Origin of the sequence: Paenibacillus sp. MER 180 (assembly GCF_023713665.1) — a bacterium.
GTDB lineage: Bacteria > Bacillota > Bacilli > Paenibacillales > Paenibacillaceae > Paenibacillus_B > Paenibacillus_B suaedae.
Genome location: NZ_JAMAVT010000123.1, coordinates 1 through 230, shown reverse-complemented (window position 1 = coordinate 230; position 230 = coordinate 1). Strand labels below are relative to the sequence as shown.

The 230-nt window shown below is 53.0% G+C and carries 1 rRNA gene; it reads left to right on the top strand.

Annotated features, from left to right (window positions below):
• A 23S ribosomal RNA gene (locus tag M3661_RS31145) occupies positions 1-230 on the top strand; the annotation flags it as partial.

The window sequence follows — 230 nt, the reverse complement described above, 5'->3', positions numbered from 1 at the left end:
TATGAGCAATGGGGGGACGCAGAAGGATAGGGACGCGAGCTGATGGATGCTCGTCCAAGCAGTGAGGCCGATGTGTAGGCAAATCCGCACATCATTAAGGCTGGGCTGTGATGGGGAGGGAAAATTACAGTACCGAAGGTCTTGATTTCATGCTGCCAAGAAAAGCCTCTAGCCAGGTGAAGCTGCCCGTACCGCAAACCGACACAGGTAGGTGGGAAGAGAATTCTAAG